Below are 17,176 nucleotides of genomic sequence, written 5' to 3' on the forward strand. Positions count from 1 at the left end.
CCGTGCCCGGCACGGCAGTTGACTCGGAGGCATGACGGAGAACACGCGGAACATGACGGTGTTGGTGACAGGCGCGACGGGACGGACCGGGAGTCGGGTCGCGGCGGCCGCGCGGGCGGCCGGACTGACGGTCAGGCCCGGGTCGCGCGCGACGGGCTTCGACTGGGACGAGCCGTCGACCTGGGCAGGGGCGCTCGCGGGCGCCGACGCGGCGTACCTCGTACATCCCACGGACGTGGGCTCGCCGGCCGCCACGGAGGCGGTCGGCGCCCTGGCCCGGGAGGCGGTGGGGCTCGGTGTGCGGCGGCTGGTGCTGCTGTCCTCGCGGGGCGAGGAGCAGGCCCTGGCGACGGAGGAGGCGCTCAGGTCGTCCGGCGCGGACTGGACGGTCGTACGGGCTGCGTGGTTCGCGCAGAACTTCAGCGAGGGACCGCTGGTGGAGGGGCTGTGCCACGGAGAGCTGGTCTTCCCGGCCGGTGAGGTGCGGGAGCCGTTCGTGGACGTCCGGGACATCGCGGACGTCGTGGTGGCGGTGCTGACCGGGGGCGGGCGGTACGCCGGGCGGGAGGTGGAGGTGTCGGGCCCGCGGCTGCTGACGTTCCGGGAGGCGGTCGCCGAGATTTCCGCGGCCACCGGCGCGGCGATGACGTACACCCCGGTGTCGGCACGGGAGTACGGCGAGGTCCTCGCGGGATTCGGGGTGCCCGCCGAGGAGGTCACGTTCCTCGTCGAGCTGTTCGGGAGCCTGCTCGACGGGCGGAACGCGCATCTGTCGGACGGTGTCCCGGAGATCCTCGGGCGGGCGCCGCGCGACTTCGCGGAGTTCGCGCGGGAGGCCGCCGCGGCGGGGGCGTGGAAGGCCTGACGGGCGCGGGGGACGTGCGGGTCAGGGGGTGTCGTGCGGGTCAGGGGCTGTCGTTCGGGGGGTGCTCCTCGCCGTCCTTCTCGGGGCGGTGGCCGTGGTGGGTGTTCCGGATGTGGGTGCGCAGGCGGGAGGTGACGTCCTCCGGGGGCAGGAAGCGCGACCAGCGTTCCGGGAACTCGGAGGGCATGTCGGGGTCGTCGGGATCGGCGTCGTAGTCGGAGTCGTACGAGCGGGTCGCGGCGACGCGGGCCACGTACTCGGCGGCCTGGGCCTCGCGCATCCGCTCGTTGGCGGCGCGGGCCGCGGCGGTGGCGGCGGCCGGCCAGACCCGGTCGATCGCGGCGTTCACGGCGGCGCCGACGAGGACGGCGAACGCGGACACGCCGATCCACAGCAGGACGGCGACCGGCGCGGCGAGCGAGCCGTAGATGGTGGGGCCCTCGACGGTGTTGGTGAGGTAGATGCGGAGCAGGAAACTGCCGAGCACCCACATGGCGAGGGCGACCAGGGCGCCCGGCACGTCCTCCACCCACGGTGAACGGACGGGCACGGACACGTGGTAGAGCGTGGTCAGGAAGACGACCGACAGCACGATGACGACGGGCCAGTACAGGACCTGCACGACGGTCGTCGACCAGGGCACGAAGTTCACCACGGCGTCCGGCCCCGCCACCATCAGCGGCAGTGCGACCGAGCCGATCAGCAGCGCCACGATGAACAGCAGGAACGACATGACCCGGGTCTTCACGATCCCGCGGGTGCCGTCGAGGCCGTACATCACGGTGATGGTGTCGATGAAGACGTTCACCGCGCGCGAGCCCGACCACAGGGCGAACAGGAAGCCGAGGGAGATGATGTCGGGCCGGCCGCCCTTCATCACGTCGTGCAGGATCGGCTCGGCGATCTGGTGCACGCCCTTCTCGGTGAGGACCGTGCGGGACGCCTCCAGCAGGTTGGACTCCAGGCTGGCGATGGTGTCGGCGCCGGTCCAGTCGTCCACGTAACCGAGCAGCCCGATCATGCTGAGCAGCAGCGGAGGCACGGACAGGAGCGTGAAGAAGGCGGCCTCGGCCGCCAGTCCCAGGATCCGGTACTCCATGCACGAGTTGACGGTGTCCTTGAGCAGCAGCCAGGCGGTCCTGCGCTTCGAAACGTTCCGGTACAGCGCGCGTGCGCGGTGGAAGCGGCCCGGGCGGGGCCGTTCAGGTGTTTCTTTTGCCTGGTGCACGTCCTTACCGTATCCGTATGGCAGCCAGCACCCACACCGTGACCAACCAGGCTCCGCCCCTGGTCGGATATGACGTATTCGCCGCCGACCGGGCCCTCACCGAGGCGGTCGACCGGCACCTCGATCCAGGGCTTCTCGACGAGGCCCGCGACGAACTGTCCGCGCTCGGCCGGTCCTCCGGTTCCGCCCAGGTGCAGGAGTGGGGTGCGCTGGCCAACGAGAACCCGCCCAAGCTGCGCACTCACGACCGCTACGGCAACCGGATCGACCAGGTCGACTTCCACCCGGCGTGGCACCGGCTCCTCGGCAAGGGCGTGTCGGCGGGGCTCACCTCCGCGTGGAACCGGCCGGGGGGACACCTGCGGCGCGCGGCGGGCTTCGTCGTCTGGGCCCAGGCCGAGGCGGGCAACGGCTGCCCGCTGTCGATGACCCACGCGGCCGTTCCCGCGCTGCGCACCGACCCGGCGCTCGCCGCCGAGTGGGAGCCGCGGCTGACGTCCACGATCTACGACCAGGAGCTGCGGCCCGCCTCCCGGAAGTCCGGCGTGATCTTCGGTATGGGCATGACCGAGAAGCAGGGCGGCAGCGACGTACGGGCCAACACGACCGAGGCGCGTCCGCTCGCCGAGGAGGGGACGTACGGGCTGACGGGACACAAGTGGTTCTGTTCGGCGCCGATGTCGGACGGCTTCCTCGTGCTGGCGCAGGCGCCGGGCGGCCTGACCTGCTTCCTGGTGCCGCGCGTCCTGGAGGACGACACCCGCAACGTCTTCCGCATCCAGCGGCTGAAGGACAAGCTCGGCAACCGTTCCAACGCGTCGAGCGAGGTCGAGTTCGACGGGACCTGGGCGCGCCGGGTGGGCGACGAGGGCCGCGGGGTGCGGACCATCATCGAGATGGTCGCGGCGACCCGGCTGGACTGTGTGCTCGGGTCGGCCGCGCTGATGCGGCAGGCCGTCGCGCAGGCGGTGCACCACTGCACGTACCGCGAGGCGTTCGGCGGCCGGCTCGTCGACAAGCCGCTGATGCGCAACGTCCTCGCGGATCTGGCGCTGGAGTCGGAGGCGGCCACCACGCTGGCGATGCGGCTGGCCGCGGCCTACGACGACGACAGCGAGCAGGAGCGGGCCTTCCTGCGGCTCGCGGTGCCGGCCGCCAAGTACTGGGTGACCAAGCGGTGTACGCCGGTCGCGGCGGAGGCCCTGGAGTGTCTGGGCGGCAACGGCTACGTCGAGGAGTCGGGCATGCCGAGGCTGTTGCGCGAGTCCCCTCTCAACTCCGTCTGGGAGGGAGCGGGCAATGTGCAGGCGCTGGACGTGCTGCGCGCGCTGCAGCGGGAGCCGGGCGCCCTGGACGCCTATCTGCGGGAGGTGGGGCAGGCGCGCGGTGCGGACCACCGGCTGGACGGCGCCATCAAGAACCTGCTGGCCGAACTCGCCGACCTGGACGGCATCGAGGGCCGGGCCCGCCGGCTGGTCGAGCGGATCGCGACGGTGCTGCAGGGTTCGCTGCTGGTCCGGTACGCGCCGCCGGAGGTCGCGGACGCGTTCTGCGCGTCACGGCTGGGCGGGGACTGGGGTTCGGCGTTCGGCACGCTGCCGCACAGTCTGGATCTGGCCACGGTGGTGGAGCGGGCCCGGCCGGTGGCCTGAGGGTCCCGGCGCGGGGGTGGTGCTGCGCCGACACGGCACCACCCCCGGCTTGGCCCCGTTCAGGAGCTCGGACGCCGCTCAGACGGCGTCGCTGTCAGTTTCAGGGAACCTTGTGACCGTTGGCGAGAGTTGCAGACCGTTGCATTCCTTTGTGCACCTTGTGCGAAGTGCGCGCGGGCCGGGCCCAGAGCAGGCACGATGTGGGAGGACGGCGGCGTCGTGGCTCGTCCGCGGTCCTCGTTCCGGGAGTGCCCAGTGAAGACCACATCGATCCGTCCCACCCCGTTCGCACCGCTCGACACGTCCGAAACGTCCGCCCCTCTCCGGGGGAGCTGGGCGCCGTCGGTCAAGGGCGGACGCGCGCTGATCGCTCCACGGCCGGTGATCGGCCAGTCGTGGCAGCGGATGAGACGTCTGGGCGTCGATCCCGAACAGGGAACGGACAGTGTGCGGTTGCAGTCGGACGAACTCGAACACCGGCGGACGTCCACCGTCCTCGCCGATGTGCTGCCGACGCTCAGCGCCGGTCTCGGAGCGGTCGCCGACGCCTCCCTGCAGATCATGGTGGTCGCGGACCCGGAGGGCCGGGTGCTGTGGCGGGAGGGCAACGCGGGCGTGCTGCGCCGCGCCGACGCCGTCTGCCTGGCCGAAGGCGCCGACTGGAGCGAGGACGCCACGGGCACCAACGCCATCGGCACGGCCCTTTCGGTGGACGCCCCGGTGCAGGTGCACGCGGCCGAGCACTTCGTCCGCGCCCTGCACGAGTGGACGTGCGCCGCGGCTCCCGTCCACGACCCGCGCGACGGACGGCTGCTCGGTGTCGTCGACGTGAGCGGCCCGGACACCACCTTCCACCCGGCCACGCTCGCCCTGGTCGACACGGTGTCGCGGCTGGCCGAAAGTGAACTGCGCACCCGGCACCTGACGGCCATCGAACGGTTACGGGCGGTCGCCGCCCCCCTGCTGTCACGGCTGTCCGGCCGGGCGATGGTGGTGGACACGCACGGCTGGCTCGCCGCCGTCACCGGGATGCCGCCCGTCGACCGGGTCCCGCTGCCGGACGACTTCGGCGCGGGCCGGACCTGGCTGCCCACGCTCGGGGCGTGCGTCGCCGAGCCGATGCCGGGCGGCTGGCTGCTGCGCGTCACCGGGACCGAGGACGACGCGGGCGCCGGCGCCGCCCGGATCCTCCTCGACCTCGCCGACCCGCGGCGGCCCTGTGTCACCGTCTCGGGCACGGCGGGCAGTTGGGCCCAGGACCTGAGCCCCCGCCACGCGGAGCTGCTGTACGTCCTCGCCGTGCACCGGCAGGGACGCAGCGCGGCGCAGCTGGCGGTGGACCTGTTCGGCGACCCGACCCGCACGGTCACCGTGCGGGCCGAACTGTCGCGGGTCCGGCGGCGGCTCACGGGGTTCCTCGACCACCGGCCCTACCGCTTCCGTGAGGAGGTGGAGGTCGAGGTCCTGCTGCCCGAGGACCCGCTGGACCTGCTGCCGCACTCCACGGCTCCGGCGGTGCTCGGGGCCCGGTCGGCGGCCGAACCCGGACGGTCCTGAGAGCGGGTGGGGCGGACGGATGGCGGGGACGGGCAGGCCGTCCGTCTCCCCGCAGGACGGACGAAGGGTATGACGTGAGCGTATTTAGTGAGCGTCTTCCGTGGACTTTGTCCTGGCCCGGGGGTCTCTGTCGTAGCATCCCCTTCACAGGCCACCCCACCCGTCTCTCCGTCAACGCCCTCGGCGGGGGAGGCAGTTGGCCTAGTCGGGAGGACGCATGAAGCAGCGCGGCAGGCATCGTCGTCGCAGAAGGGGTCAGGCGCTGCGCGCCACCCTTGCCGGAACCGCGCTCGCGCTCACCGCGGCCGCCACCCTGATCAGCACCTCGCAGGCCACCGGCGGCAACAGCCCGGGCGGCCTCACCGAACTCCGGGCCGGCTCGGCCTCCCAGCAACTGGGCCTGCACGAGAACCTCACCTCCCGGGAGTCGCTCGACACGCTCAGCGGGAACATGGGCGGCAACGTCGGCGTCGAGGGCGTCCTGGACGACACCGACCACGCCCTGCGCAACACCGCCGACTGCTCCGCCCGGGAGCGGTCCGCGCTGCCCGTCGAACCGACGGCCACGCGCGCGTACTGCTGGGACCGGGCGGACGCGCGCTCCGGACAGTGGCAGCCGCGCTCCGTGACCACCTCCGGGGACGCCGACGTCACCGGACAGTGGGGCACCCGCCGGGTGATCCTGGCGGGTTGGACCCGCCACGGCGCGGAAACCACCCCGGCGGCCGGGCGAGAGGGCTTCGCCAAGGTCGCCTTCGTCGACGCCACCGACCCGGAGGCACTCCGGTACCGATGGGTCCTGCTGGTCGCCCCGCGTTCCGGCGGCAAGGACTTCACCGCGGTCCGCTCGGGCCTCGGCGGCATGGTCTGGTACCAGGACAAGCTGATCGTCACCGCGGCGCACGGCGCGGGCCTCCTCGTCTTCGACCTGCACCGCGTGCTGCGCACCGGGGTGGCCGGCGCAGCCGTGGGCCGGACCGGCGACGGCTACTCGGCCGCCGGCTACCGGTACGTGATGCCCGCCATCGGCTCGTACGACCCCGACGGCGGCTCCTGTACGCGCGGCCGCGACCGGGCGGTCCCCTGTTTCGGCTCGCTCTCCCTGGACCGTACGACCACGCCGGCCAGCCTGGTGGCCACGGAGGCCGCGGGCGGCCGCGCGGAGCGGACCCGGGTGTGGCGTTATCCGTTCAGCACCGCCGCGTACCGCACGGGGCTGCTCGCCGACGCCCAGGGACACGTGGACGCGGTCGAGGCGTACTCGACCAAGGGCACCGGCGTGTCCGGCGTCCTCTCGCACCGGTCCGCGGGCGCGCGGGAGGCCCGGTGGTACGTGGGCCGGCCGTCCGGCAACGGCGGCGGCCTGCACGGGTCGCTGTGGCGGCAGAACGGCGACGGCGCACAGGCGGCCATCTGCACGGCGGACCAGTCGCACGCCTGCTGGGGTGTCGGCCCCGGGGCCCTCTCCTACTGGCCGCAGACCGGCGAACTGTGGACCCTCACGGACACGGCGGCGCGACGGGTGCTGTACGCCGTGCCGCTGTCGTCGGTCGACAAGTCGCTGGAGTAGCAGCGGCGGCCGCCCGCCCTGGGCCGTTTTTGGAGGGGCCCCGGCTCTCGTGGTTCCCTGACCGGCATGAGCAACGTCAGCGTGACCACCTGGTCCCTGGAGCAGACGGCACCGACCGACCTGCTCCCCGCGACGGCCCCCGACGGCGACGTCCGCATCGTCCGCGCCGAGGTCCCCTCCCCCGAGTTCAGCCGCTTCCTGTACGCCTCCGTCGGCGGCGACATCCGCTGGACCGACCGGCTCTCCTGGACGTACGCGCAGTGGCAGGAGGTCCTCGACAAGCCGGGCGTGGAGACCTGGGTCGCCTACGACCGGGGAACGCCCGCGGGCTACGTCGAGCTGAGCGCACAGGACGACGGGGTCGTCGAGGTCGCCTACTTCGGACTCCTCCCCGCGTTCCGCGGCCGCCGCATCGGCGGGCACCTGCTGTCCTACGGGACGGCCCGCGCCTGGGACCTCGCCGGGCGCTGGCCCGGGCTGGCCGAGACGAAGCGCGTCTGGCTGCACACCTGCAGCAAGGACGGCGAGCACGCGATGGACAACTACCAGCGCCGCGGCTTCAAGCTCTTCGACACCAAGGTCGAGGAGGAGCGCGAGGTGGCCACCCCGGGCCCGTGGCCCGGAGCCCACACCGCCTGAGCCGCGCTCTTCCCCTCCTCCTCGCGTCCGCGCACGCACGCGCGCGAACCCGGTTCTGTGACCGGCGACACCCTTGTCTCGCCATTCGGGACAAGGGTGTCCACATTCTGGATGATGGTGGACTGGCCCGAGATCCGCGTGACACGCTTCCGTCATGTCTGGAACTGGGATTGCCTTGGTGAGTCGGCGGCACGTCGACCTCGGCCGCATGTCCAGCGCCATCTGTCCGGCGAGCTGATCAGCACAGCGACGCCGACTTCCTCCCTTTCTGCACTCCCCGCGCAGCCTCGCGCCCATACCTCCGTATGCGCCCGTGCGCGCAGGTCAGAGCCGCAGACAGACCTGTCCCGCAGTCTCGAAGGACGTAACAGCCATGGCCGCCACCCCGCAGAATCCCGACGCCGCGCCCCGCCGCAAGGTGAGCCGTCACCGTGGTGAGGGTCAGTGGGCCGTGGGTCACTTCACCCCCCTCAACGGCAACGAGCAGTTCAAGAAGGACGACGACGGTCTCAACGTGCGGACACGCATTGAGACGATCTACTCCAAGCGGGGCTTCGACTCGATCGACCCCAACGACCTGCGCGGCCGGATGCGCTGGTGGGGTCTCTACACCCAGCGCAAGCCCGGGATCGACGGCGGCAAGACCGCGATCCTGGAGCCGGAGGAGCTGGACGACAAGTACTTCATGCTGCGCGTCCGCATCGACGGCGGCCGGCTGACCACCGAGCAGCTGCGCGTCATCGGCGAGATCTCGCAGGAGTTCGCGCGCGGCACCGCCGACCTCACCGACCGGCAGAACGTGCAGTACCACTGGATCCGCATCGAGGACGTCCCGGAGATCTGGGACCGCCTGGAGGCCGTGGGCCTGTCCACGACCGAGGCCTGTGGCGACACGCCCCGCGTCATCCTCGGTTCACCCGTCGCCGGCATCGCCGAGGACGAGATCATCGACGGCACGCCCGCCGTCGAGGAGATCCACCGCCGGATCATCGGCAACAAGGACTTCTCGAACCTGCCCCGCAAGTTCAAGTCGGCGATCTCCGGCTCGCCGCTGCTCGACGTGGCGCACGAGATCAACGACATCGCCTTCGTCGGGGTGCACCACCCCGAGCACGGCCCCGGCTTCGACCTGTGGGTCGGCGGCGGCCTCTCCACCAACCCGAAGATCGGCCAGCGCCTCGGCGCCTGGGTCCCGCTGGACGAGGTCGCGGACGTCTACGAGGGCGTCATCTCGATCTTCCGTGACTACGGCTACCGCCGGCTGCGCACCCGCGCCCGCCTGAAGTTCCTGGTCGCCGACTGGGGCGTGGAGAAGTTCCGCCAGATCCTGGAGGACGAGTACCTGCAGCGGAAGCTGGTCGACGGGCCCGCCCCCGCGCAGCCCGTCGCCCGCTGGCGCGACCACGTCGGCGTGCACCGGCAGAAGGACGGCCTGTACTACGTCGGCTTCGCACCGCGTGTCGGCCGTGTGGACGGCGCGACCCTGACCAAGATCGCCGAGCTGGCGGAGGCGCACGGTTCGGGCCGGCTGCGCACGACGGTCGAGCAGAAGATGATCGTGCTCGACGTGGACGAGACGCGGATCGACTCGCTCGTCGAGGGCCTGGAGGCGCTCGACCTGACGGCCCGTCCCTCCACGTTCCGGCGCGGCACGATGGCCTGCACCGGCATCGAGTACTGCAAGCTCGCGATCGTCGAGACCAAGGCGCGCGGAGCTTCCCTGATCGACGAACTCGAGCGCCGCATCCCCGAGTTCGAAGAGCCCATCACCATCAACATCAACGGCTGCCCGAACGCCTGCGCCCGCATCCAGGTCGCGGACATCGGTCTCAAGGGCCAGCTGGTCCTCAACGAACAGGGCGAACAGGTCGAGGGCTTCCAGGTGCACCTGGGCGGGGCGCTCGGCCTGGAGGCCGGGTTCGGCCGCAAGGTCCGCGGTCTGAAGGTCACCTCGGACGAACTGCCGGACTACGTCGAGCGGGTCCTCAAGCGCTTCCAGGCGGAGCGCGAGGACGGCGAACGCTTCGCGGTCTGGGCCTCGCGCGCCTCCGAGGAGGCGCTGTCATGAGCGAGCGAGCGGCACCGTTCTACTGCCCCTACTGCGGGGACGAGGACCTGCGGCCCAGCGAAGAAGGTCACGGCGCGTGGGAATGCGCGGCGTGCAACCGGGCCTTCCAGCTGAAGTTCCTCGGGCTGCTGTCCCGGGGCCTTCGGCAGGACGACCGTGGAGGGGCGGAGATATGACGGCACTTCAGGAAGAGCGTACGGACGAGGACTTGAAGAACCTCGCCGAGCGGGCGGGGCGCGACCTGGAGGACGCCTCCGCGCCGGAGATCCTCCGCTGGGCGGCGGACACCTTCGGCGGGAAGTTCTGCGTCACCTCCTCGATGGAGGACGCGGTCGTGGCCCATCTGGCCTCCCGCGCGTTCCCCGGCGACCGCCGCGTCGACGTGGTGTTCCTCGACACCGGCTACCACTTCCCCGAGACCATCGGCACCCGGGACGCCGTCGAGGCCGTGATGGACGTCAACGTCATCACCCTCACCCCGCGCCGCACGGTCGCCGAACAGGACGCCGAGTTCGGGCCGAAGCTGCACGACCGCGACCCCGACCTGTGCTGCGCGATGCGCAAGGTCCAGCCCCTCGAAGAGGGCCTGACGGCCTACGACGCGTGGGCGACCGGGCTGCGCCGCGACGAGTCCCCGACCCGGGCGAACACCCCGGTCGTCGGCTGGGACGAGAAGCGCCGCAAGGTCAAGATCGCGCCCATCGCCCGCTGGACGCAGGACGACGTCGACGCGTACGTCGCCGAGCACGGGGTCCTCACCAACCCCCTGCTGACGGACGGTTACGCCTCCGTCGGCTGCGCGCCCTGCACCCGTCGGGTGCTGGCGGGCGAGGACGCGCGCGCGGGCCGCTGGGCCGGCCGCTCGAAGACCGAGTGCGGGCTGCACGGATGACGCCGACGACGGCAGCCGCGACGGCCGCGAACCCCACGATCTCCCAGGAGCAGCAAGTGACGACCGGAGCCACCGTCTGGCTCACGGGTCTGCCGAGTGCCGGCAAGACCACCATCGCGTACGAACTGGCCGGCCGGCTGCGCGAGGAGGGCCACCGCGTCGAGGTGCTCGACGGCGACGAGGTCCGCGAGTTCCTCTCCGCCGGCCTCGGCTTCTCCCGCGCGGACCGCGACACGAACGTACGGCGGATCGGCTACCTCGCCGAACTGCTGGCGCGCAACGGCGTCAAGGCGCTCGTCCCGGTGATCGCGCCGTACGCGGACAGCCGCGCGGCGGTCCGGGACCGCCACCGGGCCGGGGACACCGCCTACCTGGAGGTGCACGTGGCGACACCGGTCGAGGTCTGCTCGGTGCGGGACGTGAAGGGGCTGTACGCCAAGCAGGCGGCGGGCGAGATCTCGGGCCTGACCGGCGTCGACGACCCCTACGAGGAGCCCGAGTCGCCCGATCTGCGCATCGCGTCGCACACCCAGACCGTGCAGGAGTCCGCGGCCGCGCTGCACGCGCTGCTCACCGAGAGGGGTCTCGCATGACGACCGTCGCCAGTGTCACCGGGGACACGGACAGCAGCCCGTACGCGCTGTCGCACCTGGACGCCCTGGAGTCCGAGGCCGTGCACATCTTCCGCGAGGTCGCGGGCGAGTTCGAGCGGCCGGTGATCCTCTTCTCCGGCGGCAAGGACTCCATCGTCATGCTGCACCTCGCGCTGAAGGCGTTCGCGCCCGCCGCGATCCCCTTCACGCTGCTGCACGTGGACACCGGGCACAACTTCCCCGAGGTCCTCGCCTACCGCGACCGCACGGTGGAGGAGCACGGACTGCGGCTCCATGTCGCCTCCGTGCAGGACTACATCGACCGCGGAGTGCTGCGCGAACGCCCCGACGGCACCCGCAACCCGCTGCAGACCCTGCCCCTCACGGAGAAGATCCAGGCGGAGCGCTTCGACGCCGTCTTCGGCGGCGGACGCCGCGACGAGGAGAAGGCCCGGGCGAAGGAGCGGGTGTTCTCGCTGCGCGACGAGTTCTCCCAGTGGGACCCCCGCCGCCAGCGCCCCGAGCTGTGGCAGCTGTACAACGGCCGGCACGCGCCCGGCGAGCACGTCCGCGTCTTCCCGCTGTCCAACTGGACGGAGCTGGACGTCTGGCAGTACATCGCCCGCGAGGGCATCGAGCTGCCCGACATCTACTTCGCGCACGAGCGGGACGTCTTCCAGCGCTCCAACATGTGGCTGACCGCCGGTGAGTGGGGCGGCCCGAAGGACGGCGAGACGGTCGAGACGCGGCTCGTCCGCTACCGCACCGTCGGCGACATGTCCTGCACCGGCGCCGTCGACTCCGAGGCGACCACGCTGGACGCCGTCATCGCCGAGATCGCCGCCTCCCGGCTCACCGAGCGGGGCGCCACCCGCGCCGACGACAAGATGTCCGAGGCCGCGATGGAAGACCGCAAGCGCGAGGGGTACTTCTAGACATGACCAGCACCACCGAACCCACCGAGCCGCTGTCGGTCGAGCAGTTGTCGGCGACCACCCTGCTGCGCTTCGCGACCGCCGGTTCCGTCGACGACGGCAAGTCCACCCTCGTCGGGCGGCTGCTGCACGACTCCAAGTCGATCCTGACGGACCAGCTGGAGGCCGTGGAGCGGGTCTCGGCCGGCCGCGGCCAGGACACCCCGGACCTCGCCCTGCTCACCGACGGGCTGCGCGCCGAGCGGGAACAGGGCATCACGATCGACGTCGCGTACCGCTACTTCGCGACCGCGCGGCGCCGGTTCATCCTCGCCGACACCCCCGGGCATGTGCAGTACACGCGGAACATGGTCACCGGTGCCTCCACCGCGGACCTGGCCGTCGTCCTCGTCGACGCCCGCAACGGCGTCATCGAGCAGACCCGCCGGCACGCCGCGGTCGCCGCCCTGCTCCGCGTCCCGCACGTGGTCCTCGCGGTGAACAAGATGGACCTCGTCGCGTACGAAGAGACCGTCTTCGCGGCGATCGCCGAGGAGTTCACGGCGTACGCCTCCGAGCTGGGCGTCCCCGAGATCACCGCGATCCCCATCTCGGCGCTGGCCGGCGACAACGTCGTGGAACCCTCCGCGAACATGGACTGGTACGGCGGTCCCACGGTGCTCGAACACCTGGAGACCGTGCCCGTCAGCCACGACCTGGCGCACTGCCACGCGCGGCTGCCCGTGCAGTACGTGATCCGCCCGCAGACCGCCGAGCACCCCGACTACCGGGGGTACGCGGGCCAGATAGCCGCCGGTACGTTCCGCGTCGGCGAGAGCGTCACCGTGCTGCCGTCCGGCCGCACCTCGAAGGTGGCCGGCATCGACCTGCTGGGCACCCCGGTCGACGTCGCCTGGACCCCGCAGTCGGTGACCCTCCTCCTGGAGGACGACGTCGACATCTCCCGCGGTGACCTGCTCGTGCCGAGCAAGGACGCGCCGCCGACCACCCAGGACGTCGAGGCGACGGTCTGCCACGTGGCCGACGAGCCGCTCACCGTGGGCCACCGGGTCCTGCTCAAGCACGGCACCCGCACGGTCAAGGCGATCGTCAAGGACATCCCGTCCCGGCTGACCCTGGACGACCTCTCGCTGCACCCGCACCCGGGCCGGCTGGTCGCCAACGACATCGGCCGCGTCAAGATCCGCACCGCCGAACCGCTCCCGCTCGACGCGTACGCCGACTCCCGGCGCACCGGCGCGTTCATCCTGATCGACCCGGCCGACGGCACGACCCTGACCGCGGGCATGGTCGGCGAGTCGTTCGCCGCGCCGCAGCCGGTCGCGGCCGACGCCGACGCCGACGGGTGGGACTTCTGACATGAACCCCATCGACTACTACTCCACGTTCGCGAAGGAGGGCGGCCGCGTCGGCAGCGGCGCCCTCGGCAGCGGGCAGGGCGGAGTCGCGCGATGTGCGCGATGACGTACGCGCACTGCCTGCGCGCCCCGTCCCCCCACAGCCAGCGAAGACGAAGACCTGCCGACCTCCCGGCCACGACCTGAGAAAGGCGTGACCGCCGGGCCAACGAGAGGAACACCTCCCGTGCCTGCCATCCGCTCCCACCGCTCCGCCCTGGTGCGCCGCGGCCTCGCCGTCGCCACCGCGCTGCCCCTGCTCGCCCTCGCGGCGTGCAGCTACGGCTCCGACGCCAAGGACGACACCAAGGCGAAGGTCGCCGCCGGATCGAAGAAGATCGACGGACTCGACTCCGTGAAGATCGGCTACTTCGGCAACCTGACGCACGCCACCGCGCTGGTCGGCAACCAGAAGGGCTTCTTCCAGAAGGAGCTCGGCGCCACCTCGGCGAAGTACCAGATCTTCAACGCCGGCCCCTCCGAGATCGAGGCCCTCAACTCGGGTTCCATCGACATCGGCTGGATCGGCCCCTCGCCCTCGATCAACGGCTTCACGAAGTCCCAGGGCAAGAGCCTGCGCATCATCGGCGGTTCGGCTTCGGGCGGCGTCAAGCTCGTGGTCAACCCCAAGAAGATCAAGTCCCTGAAGGACGTCAAGGGCAAGAAGATCGCGACACCGCAGCTCGGCAACACCCAGGACGTCGCGTTCCTCAACTGGGCGGCGGAGCAGGGCTGGAAGGTCGACGCGCAGAGCGGCAAGGGTGACGTCTCGGTCGTCCGCACCGACAACAAGATCACCCCGGACGCCTACAAGTCCGGCTCCATCGACGGCGCCTGGGTGCCGGAGCCGACCGCGTCCAAGCTGGTCGCCGAGGGCGGCAAGGTGCTGCTCGACGAGCGGGACCTGTGGCCCGACAAGAAGTTCGTGATCACGAACATCATCGTGTCGCAGAAGTTCCTCACGGAGCACCCGAAGGTCGTCGAGGCGGTCCTCAAGGGCTCGGTCGAGACCAACAAGTGGATCAACGCCAACCCGGACGAGGCGAAGGCGTCGGCGAACAAGCAGCTGGAGGCGGACTCGGGCAAGGCCCTGCCCGCCGATGTCCTGGACCCGGCCTGGAAGTCCATCCAGATCATCAACGACCCGCTGGCCTCCACCCTGACCACCGAGGCGGACCACGCGGTGAAGGCCGGTCTCCTGGAGAAGCCCGACCTGAAGGGCATCTACGACCTCACGCTCCTGAACAAGGTCCTCAAGGCCGCGGGCGAGAGCCCGGTCGAAGACGCCGGTCTCGGCGTCAAGTAAGCCCGGATCCCGAAGAGTTCCCAGGAGGTGACGACCATGGCCACGACCCTCGCCAACGCCGCGGACGGCGTCGGTACGACGGAGTACGCCGCCCGCATCGAGCACGTCTCGAAGTCCTTCGCCGGACCTGCGGGACCCCAGCTCGTCCTGGACGACATCACCCTCGATGTCGCGCCGGGCGAGTTCGTCACCCTCCTGGGGGCCTCGGGGTGCGGCAAGTCCACCCTGCTGAACCTGGTGGCGGGGCTCGACAAGCCCTCCGCCGGTGACATCACGACCCAGGGGCGCCCCGCTCTGATGTTCCAGGAGCACGCCCTGTTCCCGTGGCTCACCGCGGGCAAGAACATCGAACTCGCCCTGCGTCTGCGGGGAGTTCCGAAGGCCGAGCGGCGCGGCAGGGCCGAGGAGCTGCTCGGGCTCGTCCGGCTCCAGGGCGCGTACGGCAAGCGCGTGCACGAGCTGTCCGGCGGTATGCGCCAGCGGGTGGCACTGGCGCGGGCGCTCGCGCAGGACAGCCAGATCCTGCTGATGGACGAGCCGTTCGCGGCGCTGGACGCGATCACCCGTGACGTGCTCCACGACGAGCTGACCCGGATCTGGCGCGAGACGGGCGTGTCCGTCCTGTTCGTCACGCACAACGTGCGCGAGGCGGTGCGGCTCGCGCAGCGCGTGGTCCTGCTGTCGTCCCGCCCGGGGCGCGTGGCCCGCGAGTGGACGGTCGACATCCCGCAGCCGCGCCGCATCGAGGACGCCCCCGTGGCCGAACTGTCCATCGAGATCACCGAAGAACTGCGTGGGGAGATCCGCCGCCATGGCCAGCACTGAGACCAAGGCCGACGCCGCCGTCAGGGAGACCGACGGGCTGGGCGGTCTGGAGGCGGGACTCGACGCGCTGGAGTCCTCCGTCACCCGCCGCAGGTCCTACGGGACGACGTTCCGGGAGAAGGTGCTGCCGCCGCTCGTCGCGGCCGCGGTGGTGCTGATCGCCTGGCAGGCCCTGATCACGTTCAAGATCGTCGACGACCCGACCAAGTTGCCCTCGCCGTCGGACGTGTGGGGCGAGGTGCAGGACGCCTGGCTCAAGGGCACGCTGCTCGACTACATCTGGACGAGCGTCTCGCGCGGTCTGCTCGGTTTCCTGTTCGCCCTGGTGATCGGGACGCCGCTGGGTCTGCTGGTGGCCCGGGTGAAGTTCGTGCGCGCCGCGATCGGCCCGATCCTGTCCGGCCTCCAGTCGCTGCCGTCGGTGGCCTGGGTGCCGCCGGCCGTGATCTGGCTGGGTCTGAACAACTCGATGATGTACGCGGTGATCCTGCTGGGCGCGGTCCCCTCGATCGCCAACGGTCTGGTGTCGGGTGTCGACCAGGTGCCGCCGCTGTTCCTGCGGGCGGGCCGCACGATGGGTGCGACGGGCCTGCGCGGCACCTGGCACGTCGTGATGCCGGCCGCGCTGCCCGGCTATCTCGCCGGTCTGAAGCAGGGCTGGGCGTTCTCCTGGCGGTCGCTGATGGCCGCGGAGATCATCGCCTCCTCGCCCGACCTCGGCGTGGGCCTCGGCCAGTTGCTGGAGAACGGCCGCAACGCCAGCTCCATGTCGATGGTCTTCCTCGCCATCTTCCTCATCCTGTTCGTCGGCATCGCCATCGACCTGCTGATCTTCAGTCCGGTGGAGCGGTGGGTGCTGCGCAGCCGCGGACTCCTGGTGAAGGGCTGACACCGTCATGAGCAGGCCCGAGCGTCCCGTCCTCGTCGTCATCGCCCACGGCAGCCGCGATCCGCGGCATGCCGCGACGGTGCACGCCCTGGTACGGCGGGTGCGTGCCCGGCGCCCGGGCCTGCGCGTGGAGACGGGGTTCCTCGACTTCAACATCCCGTCCGTCCAGGGCGTGTTGGCGTCCTTGGACGCGGAGGGCGTACGGGACGTGGTGGCGCTGCCGCTGCTGCTGACGCGCGCCTTCCACGCCAAGTCGGACATCCCCGCGGTGCTGCGCGAGGCACCGTCCAGGATGCGCGTGCGGCAGGCGGAGGTGCTCGGTCCGTCGCCGCTGCTCACGGCGGCGCTCGAACGCCGGCTGTACGAGGCGGGGCTGACGCCCGCCGACAAGTCCTCGACCGGGGTCGTGCTGGCCTCGGCGGGGTCCACCGACCCGGAGGCGATCGCGGTGATCGCAGCAATCGCGCGGGAGTGGCGGCACACCGGTTGGTGCGCCGTGCGGCCCGCGTTCGCCTCCGCGTCCCTGCCGCGCACCGAGGACGCGGTGCGCGACCTGCGGGCGCTCGGCTGCGAGCGCGTCGCCGTCGCCCCGTACGTGCTGGCGCCCGGTTTCCTCCCGGACCGCATCGCGCGGGGCGCGGAACAGGCGGACGTCCTCGCCGACGTCCTCGGTCCCGCGCCGGAGGTCGCCCGGGTCCTGCTGGACCGCTACGACGAGGCCCGGCTGCCGGCCCTGGCGGCGCTCGGCGCCTGACGCGCG

The 17,176-nt window shown here is 71.6% G+C and carries 17 protein-coding genes; 16 read left to right on the forward strand and 1 reads right to left on the reverse strand.

Annotation, left to right across the window (positions count from 1 at the left end):
• Positions 1–31: 31 nt before the first annotated feature.
• Positions 32–865 carry an NmrA family NAD(P)-binding protein gene (locus tag OG406_RS10515; protein ID WP_329185438.1) on the forward strand — a complete coding sequence of 278 codons (834 nt, stop codon included), beginning with the start codon at positions 32–34 and terminating at the stop codon, positions 863–865.
• Positions 866–905: 40 nt separating this feature from the next.
• Here the strand turns inward: OG406_RS10515 and OG406_RS10520 are convergent, their stop codons facing one another.
• Entirely contained in the window at positions 906–2,093 is a 1,188-nt protein-coding gene (locus OG406_RS10520) for a YihY/virulence factor BrkB family protein (protein ID WP_329185439.1), read from the reverse strand.
• A gap of 17 nt (positions 2,094–2,110) precedes the next feature.
• On the opposite strand from OG406_RS10520, the gene OG406_RS10525 reads away from it, so the two are divergent.
• The 15 genes from OG406_RS10525 to OG406_RS10595 all read left to right on the forward strand — a co-directional run bounded on the left by OG406_RS10525 (position 2,111) and on the right by OG406_RS10595 (position 17,170).
• Positions 2,111–3,745: an acyl-CoA dehydrogenase family protein gene (locus tag OG406_RS10525; protein WP_164375017.1), complete on the forward strand. Its 1,635-nt coding sequence runs from the start codon at positions 2,111–2,113 to the stop codon at positions 3,743–3,745.
• A 255-nt stretch (positions 3,746–4,000) separates the two neighbouring features.
• Positions 4,001–5,302, forward strand: a complete 1,302-nt coding sequence (locus tag OG406_RS10530) for a GAF domain-containing protein (protein ID WP_443067065.1) — start codon at positions 4,001–4,003, stop codon at positions 5,300–5,302.
• 217 nt (positions 5,303–5,519) lie between these two features.
• Positions 5,520–6,872, forward strand: a complete 1,353-nt coding sequence (locus tag OG406_RS10535) for a hypothetical protein (protein ID WP_329185440.1) — start codon at positions 5,520–5,522, stop codon at positions 6,870–6,872.
• Positions 6,873–6,938: 66 nt separating this feature from the next.
• On the forward strand, positions 6,939–7,511 hold the full coding sequence (locus OG406_RS10540; protein ID WP_266617282.1) for a GNAT family N-acetyltransferase: 573 nt from the start codon (positions 6,939–6,941) through the stop codon (positions 7,509–7,511).
• A 154-nt stretch (positions 7,512–7,665) separates the two neighbouring features.
• Entirely contained in the window at positions 7,666–7,749 is an 84-nt protein-coding gene (locus OG406_RS10545) for a putative leader peptide (protein ID WP_309486338.1), read from the forward strand.
• 135 nt (positions 7,750–7,884) lie between these two features.
• A complete protein-coding gene (locus OG406_RS10550; protein WP_266617281.1) occupies positions 7,885–9,579 on the forward strand; it encodes a nitrite/sulfite reductase in 1,695 nt (564 codons plus the stop codon).
• A complete protein-coding gene (locus tag OG406_RS10555; RefSeq protein WP_081220004.1) occupies positions 9,576–9,755 on the forward strand; it encodes a hypothetical protein in 180 nt (59 codons plus the stop codon). The genes OG406_RS10550 and OG406_RS10555 overlap by 4 nt, the downstream gene beginning before the upstream one ends.
• Positions 9,752–10,471 (forward strand): phosphoadenylyl-sulfate reductase, encoded by a 720-nt coding sequence (locus OG406_RS10560; RefSeq protein WP_329185444.1) that lies wholly within the window; start codon positions 9,752–9,754, stop codon positions 10,469–10,471. Before OG406_RS10555 ends, OG406_RS10560 begins: the two co-directional genes overlap by 4 nt.
• Positions 10,468–11,064: an adenylyl-sulfate kinase gene (gene cysC / locus OG406_RS10565; protein ID WP_203661607.1), complete on the forward strand. Its 597-nt coding sequence runs from the start codon at positions 10,468–10,470 to the stop codon at positions 11,062–11,064. Before OG406_RS10560 ends, cysC begins: the two co-directional genes overlap by 4 nt.
• Positions 11,061–11,999 (forward strand): sulfate adenylyltransferase subunit CysD, encoded by a 939-nt coding sequence (gene cysD, locus OG406_RS10570; RefSeq protein ID WP_267048804.1) that lies wholly within the window; start codon positions 11,061–11,063, stop codon positions 11,997–11,999. Before cysC ends, cysD begins: the two co-directional genes overlap by 4 nt.
• A 2-nt stretch (positions 12,000–12,001) precedes the next feature.
• On the forward strand, positions 12,002–13,357 hold the full coding sequence (locus tag OG406_RS10575) for a sulfate adenylyltransferase subunit 1 (protein WP_329185447.1): 1,356 nt from the start codon (positions 12,002–12,004) through the stop codon (positions 13,355–13,357).
• A 235-nt stretch (positions 13,358–13,592) separates the two neighbouring features.
• A complete protein-coding gene (locus tag OG406_RS10580) occupies positions 13,593–14,702 on the forward strand; it encodes an aliphatic sulfonate ABC transporter substrate-binding protein (RefSeq protein WP_164375266.1) in 1,110 nt (369 codons plus the stop codon).
• A gap of 36 nt (positions 14,703–14,738) precedes the next feature.
• Positions 14,739–15,527 (forward strand): ABC transporter ATP-binding protein, encoded by a 789-nt coding sequence (locus OG406_RS10585; protein ID WP_164375025.1) that lies wholly within the window; start codon positions 14,739–14,741, stop codon positions 15,525–15,527.
• Positions 15,514–16,416, forward strand: coding sequence for an ABC transporter permease (locus tag OG406_RS10590; protein ID WP_164375026.1), 903 nt, complete (start codon positions 15,514–15,516; stop codon positions 16,414–16,416). Before OG406_RS10585 ends, OG406_RS10590 begins: the two co-directional genes overlap by 14 nt.
• Positions 16,417–16,423: 7 nt before the next feature.
• Positions 16,424–17,170: a sirohydrochlorin chelatase gene (locus tag OG406_RS10595; protein WP_164375027.1), complete on the forward strand. Its 747-nt coding sequence runs from the start codon at positions 16,424–16,426 to the stop codon at positions 17,168–17,170.
• Positions 17,171–17,176 lie beyond the last annotated feature (6 nt).

This window comes from Streptomyces sp. NBC_01428 (assembly GCF_036231965.1).
Classification (GTDB): Bacteria; Actinomycetota; Actinomycetes; order Streptomycetales; family Streptomycetaceae; genus Streptomyces.